Source organism: Nonomuraea lactucae, from assembly GCF_003313395.1.
GTDB classification, from domain to species: domain Bacteria; phylum Actinomycetota; class Actinomycetes; order Streptosporangiales; family Streptosporangiaceae; genus Nonomuraea; species Nonomuraea lactucae.
This window is the reverse complement of sequence record NZ_QNFZ01000815.1, coordinates 1-5395: the sequence shown is the minus strand read 5'-3', so window position 1 is coordinate 5395 and position 5395 is coordinate 1. Positions and strand designations below refer to the sequence as shown.

At 70.8% G+C, this 5395-nt stretch carries 5 protein-coding genes and 1 pseudogene; 3 read left to right on the top strand and 3 right to left on the bottom strand.

The window, feature by feature from the left end; all coding sequences use genetic code 11:
• From DQW85_RS28430 to DQW85_RS28420, 3 genes and pseudogenes are all read left to right on the top strand, one after another.
• Positions 1–566, top strand: a pseudogene (locus DQW85_RS28430) (nitronate monooxygenase); the annotation flags it as partial.
• A 498-nt stretch (positions 567–1064) separates the two neighbouring features.
• Positions 1065–1325, top strand: coding sequence for a hypothetical protein (locus DQW85_RS28425; RefSeq protein WP_113702948.1), 261 nt, complete (start codon positions 1065–1067; stop codon positions 1323–1325).
• 116 nt (positions 1326–1441) lie between these two features.
• Positions 1442–1765, top strand: coding sequence for an STAS domain-containing protein (locus DQW85_RS28420; protein ID WP_113702947.1), 324 nt, complete (start codon positions 1442–1444; stop codon positions 1763–1765).
• Positions 1766–2259: 494 nt separating this feature from the next.
• Here DQW85_RS28420 and pyk read toward each other — a convergent pair whose 3' ends face one another.
• From pyk to DQW85_RS28400, 3 genes are all read right to left on the bottom strand, one after another.
• Positions 2260–3690 carry a pyruvate kinase gene (gene pyk, locus DQW85_RS28410; RefSeq protein ID WP_113702946.1) on the bottom strand — a complete coding sequence of 477 codons (1431 nt, stop codon included), beginning with the start codon at positions 3688–3690 and terminating at the stop codon, positions 2260–2262.
• A gap of 10 nt (positions 3691–3700) precedes the next feature.
• Positions 3701–3934, bottom strand: a complete 234-nt coding sequence (locus DQW85_RS28405) for a hypothetical protein (protein WP_205315476.1) — start codon at positions 3932–3934, stop codon at positions 3701–3703.
• The coding region (locus DQW85_RS28400) for a S8 family peptidase (RefSeq protein WP_113702944.1) at positions 3934–5395 on the bottom strand (1462 nt) is incomplete at its 5' end. The genes DQW85_RS28400 and DQW85_RS28405, both read right to left, overlap by 1 nt.

The following is a 5395-nucleotide window of genomic DNA, read 5'->3' as shown; positions in this document are numbered from 1 at the left end:
GGGCGCTCCAGGCCGGGGCGGCGGGCGTGCAGGTGGGCTCGGCGTTCGCGCTGTGCCGGGAGTCGGGGCTCGACGGCGAGCTCAGGCGGCGCCTGCTCCGGCGGGCCGCCGCCGGCACGCTGGAGATCCGCAACGACCCGCGCGCCTCCCCCACGGGCTTCCCGTTCAAGATCGCCGACTTGCCCGGCACGCTCTCCGAACCGGCCGTCCACTCAGGCCGCCCCAGGCTGTGCGACCTCGGCTACCTGCGCACGCCGTTCACCAAGCCGGACGGCTCGCTCGGCTACCGCTGCCCGGCCGAACCGGTCGCCACCTACGTCCGCAAGGGCCGCCCGGCCGAGGAGGCCGAGGGCCGGCTCTGCCTGTGCAACGGGCTGCTCGCCGCCATCGGGCTCGGGCAGCGGCGCCCGGACGGCTACCGGGAGCCCGCGCTGCTCACCCTCGGTCAGGACACGGCCTTCCTCGCCGGCCTCCCCGCCGACCACTCCGCCGCCGACGTCATCCACCACCTCGTCGTGGGCTGCGGGTCCGGGGTCGAGGAACCGGCGGACAGCCGCCATCGCTGAATGATCTTGACAGAAATGGCGACGCCTGTGACGCCTGGGGCTCCTACAGCTGCGGCAAGCCGCGAGGTAGCAATAGTCGGATCAGCCCTTGGTGGTGTAGTCGCGCTCTTTTCCGGACAGGGCGGCCAGCACCGTTCGGTCGGTGACGAGGGCGTCCAAGGCGGCGGCCTTGGCGGCTTCGGTGGGCAGGGCGTAGCGGCGGTTGGTGTCCAGCGAGCCGAGGCCGGTGATGATGTCGCGCGGGATGCGGTGATCTCTTGGGCCAGGTTTCCAGAAGTCACCCGCTCCATGAGGTAGGGTAAAGGAACCGAGGCTTTTTCGAGCGTTGACACCAAGGTCGGCGTCGCCCCCGGCGAACCACCACCGGCCCCGTTCGGCGGGGCCTGGACAGGTCAGGCGACCATGACGCCGACACCTCTTTGGCGACGCACGCCGCTCAGTTCCGCCTCGTCCGCGATCCCACGGGTTGATTCCGCGCTACGGCTCAGTCTCCACCCCGTGCTGGATCGGCGGGCCGTGGTGGACGGGGCCTGGCGGCCCTACTCCCGCGACGCGGCCGCCGAGGCCGCGCTCAAGCTCACTGCCCAGAACACGGCTGGCTTGGCTCCCGAAGACATCCTCACCCTGGCGAGCCTGCCGCCCGATCCCGCGTTCCACGCGGCGAGGGCAGGCCGCGAAGCCCGCTGGAAGACCGAGGGCGGGTGGATCATCGGACAGGGGGCGACCTCCTCAAGCAACGGACCGTCAGCGCAGCCGTGACCCACGTGCCGCCTGCCGGCCGGGTCGAGCGGTTCAGGCACCGCCCGTACTGGCGGCGGGCCGATCCCCGGCCGGCAGGCATCTCGTCCATTTCAGCCTCTCCAAAGGAGACTTCCATGACCGTCATCGACACCGCCCCGCTCGGAGGGGCGACCGCCTCGGCACCGACCGTCGTGCGTCTGTCAGGAGACATCGACATCTTCACCACGGCTCAGCTGCGCCGGCGGCTGCTGGACACCCTCAGCTACAGCACCGACCGGCTCGTCCTGGACCTGTCCCAGGTCACCTTCTGCGACGCCGGCGGCCTGGCCGTGCTGCTCGGCGTGCAAGGCCGTGCCCGGGCACGGGGCATCACGCTGGCCTTGACCGGCCTTCCCCCGATCATGTCCAGGCTGCTGCGCATCAGCGGCCTGGACCGCCGCTTCCCGATCGTGGTGTGACCCGCGCCCCGACCTGCTGCGCAACGATCCGGCCCCCGCCGTCCGGGCTGGGCTGACCGCATTCATCTGGGCCGGCCTGGTCCGCATCGCCCTGCTGCAGCACGTCACCTGGAGCGTCAACTCCCTGTGCCACATGATCGGTGAGCGGCCGCACAGAACCCACCGCCACGACCCACCTGCGCACGGCACGGCCGCGGCCCTCGCCAGATCGACCCACTCATCAGTCTGTCCGAACGCCTGAACTGGGCCACCAACGTGCACTGGCGACCCCCCGACGTCCTCCAACACCATCGCACCGTGGCCGGCGAACACACGCTGCGCACCGGACCTGGCGACCTCGTATGACCAACCGTCGTGTGTCCACCACCGGCCACGGCACCGCCAGTGGATCCTCCAGGAGCGCCACGGCAACCCCCAAGCGATGCGCATCGACCCTCGACTTCGCGATCACCGCACCCCGCCTGATGGCAGGGGTCGGAGGGGGCCCGGGGTGGTCAGTTGGCGTGTGAGACGGCTGAGCCGATGGTGTGGACGCGCAGGGCGTTGGTGGAGCCCGGGGTGCCGGGAGGGGAACCGGCCACGATGACCACCTTGTCACCCTTCTCCAGCCGCCCGGACGAGAGCAGCGACGCCTCCACCTGGCGCACCATGTCGTCCGTGTGGTGCACGAACGGCACCTGGAAGGTCTCCACCCCCCATGTCAGCGAGAGCTGCCCGCGCACGTGCGGGGCCGAGGTGAAGGCGAGCAGCGGGATGGGCGAGCGGTAGCGGGCCAGGCGGCGCGCGGTCTCACCGGACATCGTGAACGCCACCAGCGCCTTGGCCCCGACGATCGCCCCCACCTCGGCGGCGGCGCGGGCGATGGCGCCGCCCGTGGTCTCCGGCATGCGCTCCAGCGTGTGGGTGGCGTGCAGTGAGGCCTTCTCGGCCGCGCAGGCGATGCGGTCCATGGTGGAGACGGATTCGATGGGGTAGCTGCCCACGGACGTCTCGCCGGACAGCATGACAGCGTCGGCGCCGTCCATGACCGCGTAGGCGACGTCGGACGCCTCGGCGCGGGTGGGGCGGGGGGCGCTCATCATCGAGTCGAGCATCTGGGTGGCGACGATGACGGGGCGGGCCTTCTCGCGGCACAGCTCGATGGCGCGCCGCTGGACGATCGGCACCTGCTCCAGCGGCAGCTCGACGCCGAGGTCGCCGCGGGCCACCATGATGCCGTCGAACGCCTCGACGATCTCGGGGAGCCGCTCCACGGCCTGCGGCTTCTCGATCTTGGCGAGGAGGGGCAGGCGGACGGCCTCCTGCTCCATGATGTTGCGGACCACGTCGGCGTCGGACGGGCGGCGGACGAACGACAGGGCGATCATGTCGAAGCCGATGCGCAGCGCCCAGCGCAGGTCGGCCTCGTCCTTGTCGGTGAGGGTGGGCGCGCTGACGTTGACGCCGGGCAGGTTGAGGCCCTTGTTGTCGGAGATCATGCCGCCGATGACGACGCGGGTGACGACGCGCGCGCCGTCGACGCGGGTGGCCTCCAGCACGAGGCGGCCGTCGTCGACCAGGATCGTGTCGCCGGGGCGGACGTCCTTGGGCAGGCCCTTGTAGGTGGTGGAGACCTGCTCGCGGTCGCCCGGCACGTCCTCGGTGGTGATGGTGAAGACGTCGCCGAAGCCGAGCCGCACCGGGCCCTCCTCGAACCGGCCCACGCGGATCTTGGGGCCCTGCAGGTCGGCCAGCACGCCTACACCCCGGCCGAGGTCGGCCGCCACCTCCCGGACGCGGTCGTAGACCTCTTTGTGCATGTCATGGTCGCCATGACTGAGGTTGAACCTGGCCACGTCCATGCCTGCGGCGATGAGATCGCGCAGGCGCTCGGGAGAGGACGTGGCGGGGCCTAGGGTGCAGACTATCTTCGCGCGACGAGTCACGAGTCCTACCTTAATTGGTACAGACCACTTGGCAGTCATTGACGACGAGAACGTAGCCGACATAGGCGAACACCACGGCAACGGCGACTGCCAGGCGCGCCACGTTCGGGTACTCCCCCGGGTGAATGACCCCCTCGATGTGGTAGTCGATGAAGCCGCTCTGCGGCGGCCCGCTGACCGTGATGACGGGCAGCGGGAAGGCGAAGTGCGCCACCATCGCGATCTCCGCGACGAGGCGATCCATCACTCCTTCACGTTAGCCGCCTTCCAGGCGTCGACCACTCCGTGGCCGTAGAAGCCGTTCTTCGACCTGCCGCCCTCGCAGACGTGCTTCTCGATGTCGCCGTAGACCTTGTAGGCGTACGCGCGGGGGTCGGGGCAGGCCTTGTGCCTGGCGCTGCGGTACAGAAGGCGTTCGACGGCGCCGGGGGCGAGATTGAGGCCGCCCTTGCCGGGCTTGCCGAAGCGGCTGATCAGGATGGCGGCGACGCCGGTGGCGTGCGGGGCGGCCATGGAGGTGCCGTCCAGGTACTGGTAGTAGGAGCAGCCTCCGTTCTTGCAGTCGCGTACGACGTCGGCGCTCTTCGGCCTGCCCGACTTGTCGAGCTTGCCGGTGCGGCGGAGGACGGCCTCCGGGGCGGGGGCCAGGATCGAGCGGGTGGCGGAGCTGCCCTTGCCGTCGAGGACGTCGCCGCCGGGCGCCGACAGGTCGGTCTGCTCGACGCCGTAGTCGCTGTAGACGGCCTTGCGCCCGGAGGGGCCGAGTGCCGCGACGGAGATGACGCCCTTCGACTCGGCGGGGACGTTCAGGCAGGAGTTGTCGATGCGGCGGACCTTCTCCTGGCCGCGCGGGTAGCCGGGGCTGGCCCTGTCGATTCTCGGCTTGCCGAGGTCGGTGGAGCCGTTGCCGAGCGCGGAGATGATCGTGACGCCCTTCTTGCGCGCGTAGTCGATGGCCCGCTGCATTCCGGTGACGATGGCGCGCTGTTCGAGCCGCTGCTTCTTGCTGTCGGCCTTGTTGTTCGCGCAGTTGAACAGCCACGGGTCGACGTAGTAGCTCATGTTGACCACGTCCACGCCGATGTCGGCGGCGTAGGTGAGCGCGTCGAGGCTGGGCTTGAGGAAGAAGAACCCGGAGTCCTGGCCGGCCCTGATGTTCACCACCTGGACGCCGGGCGCGACGCCCGCGATGCCGACGCCGTTGAGGGGCGAGGCGATGGTGCCGGCCACGTGCGTGCCGTGCCCGTCGTCGTCCTGGTCGACGGGGTCCTTGCAGTCACTGGTCTCGCAGGGGCCGTCGAGCGTGTCGCCGTCCTCGTCCTTGGGCCTGTCTGTGACGAAGTTGCGGCTGAGCTCCCGGTTGAAGTTCGGGGCGATGTCGGGGTGCTTGCCGTCGATGCCGGTGTCGATGACGCCGACCAGCACCTTCCTGGTGCCGGGGGCCTTCCGGTTGGCCCGGTCCGCGCCGATCATCCTCATGTCCCACTGGCGGCCGGCGAGCGGCTCTCCCGCCCCCTCGCCCGAGACGATCGCCGACCTGCCGGGCTGGGCGGTGCGCGTCGCCGCGGCGAAGCCGATCCGCCGGTCGGTGGACACCCCGACGACGGACGGGGCGGAGCCCAGCGCGTCGGCGAAGGCGTCGCCGCCGCCCCGGGCGAGGACGTAGCCGAGCCGGGTGTCGGCGCCGACGGCGGTGCCGCCCGCG

What these genes read in the sequence shown, in the direction of transcription:
- DQW85_RS28420 (WP_113702947.1), top strand. Translation starts at nt 1,442, where the DNA reads ATGACCGTCATCGACACCGCCCCGCTCGGAGGGGCGACCGCCTCGGCA.
- DQW85_RS28405 (WP_205315476.1), bottom strand. Translation starts at nt 3,934, where the DNA reads ATGGATCGCCTCGTCGCGGAGATCGCGATGGTGGCGCACTTCGCCTTC.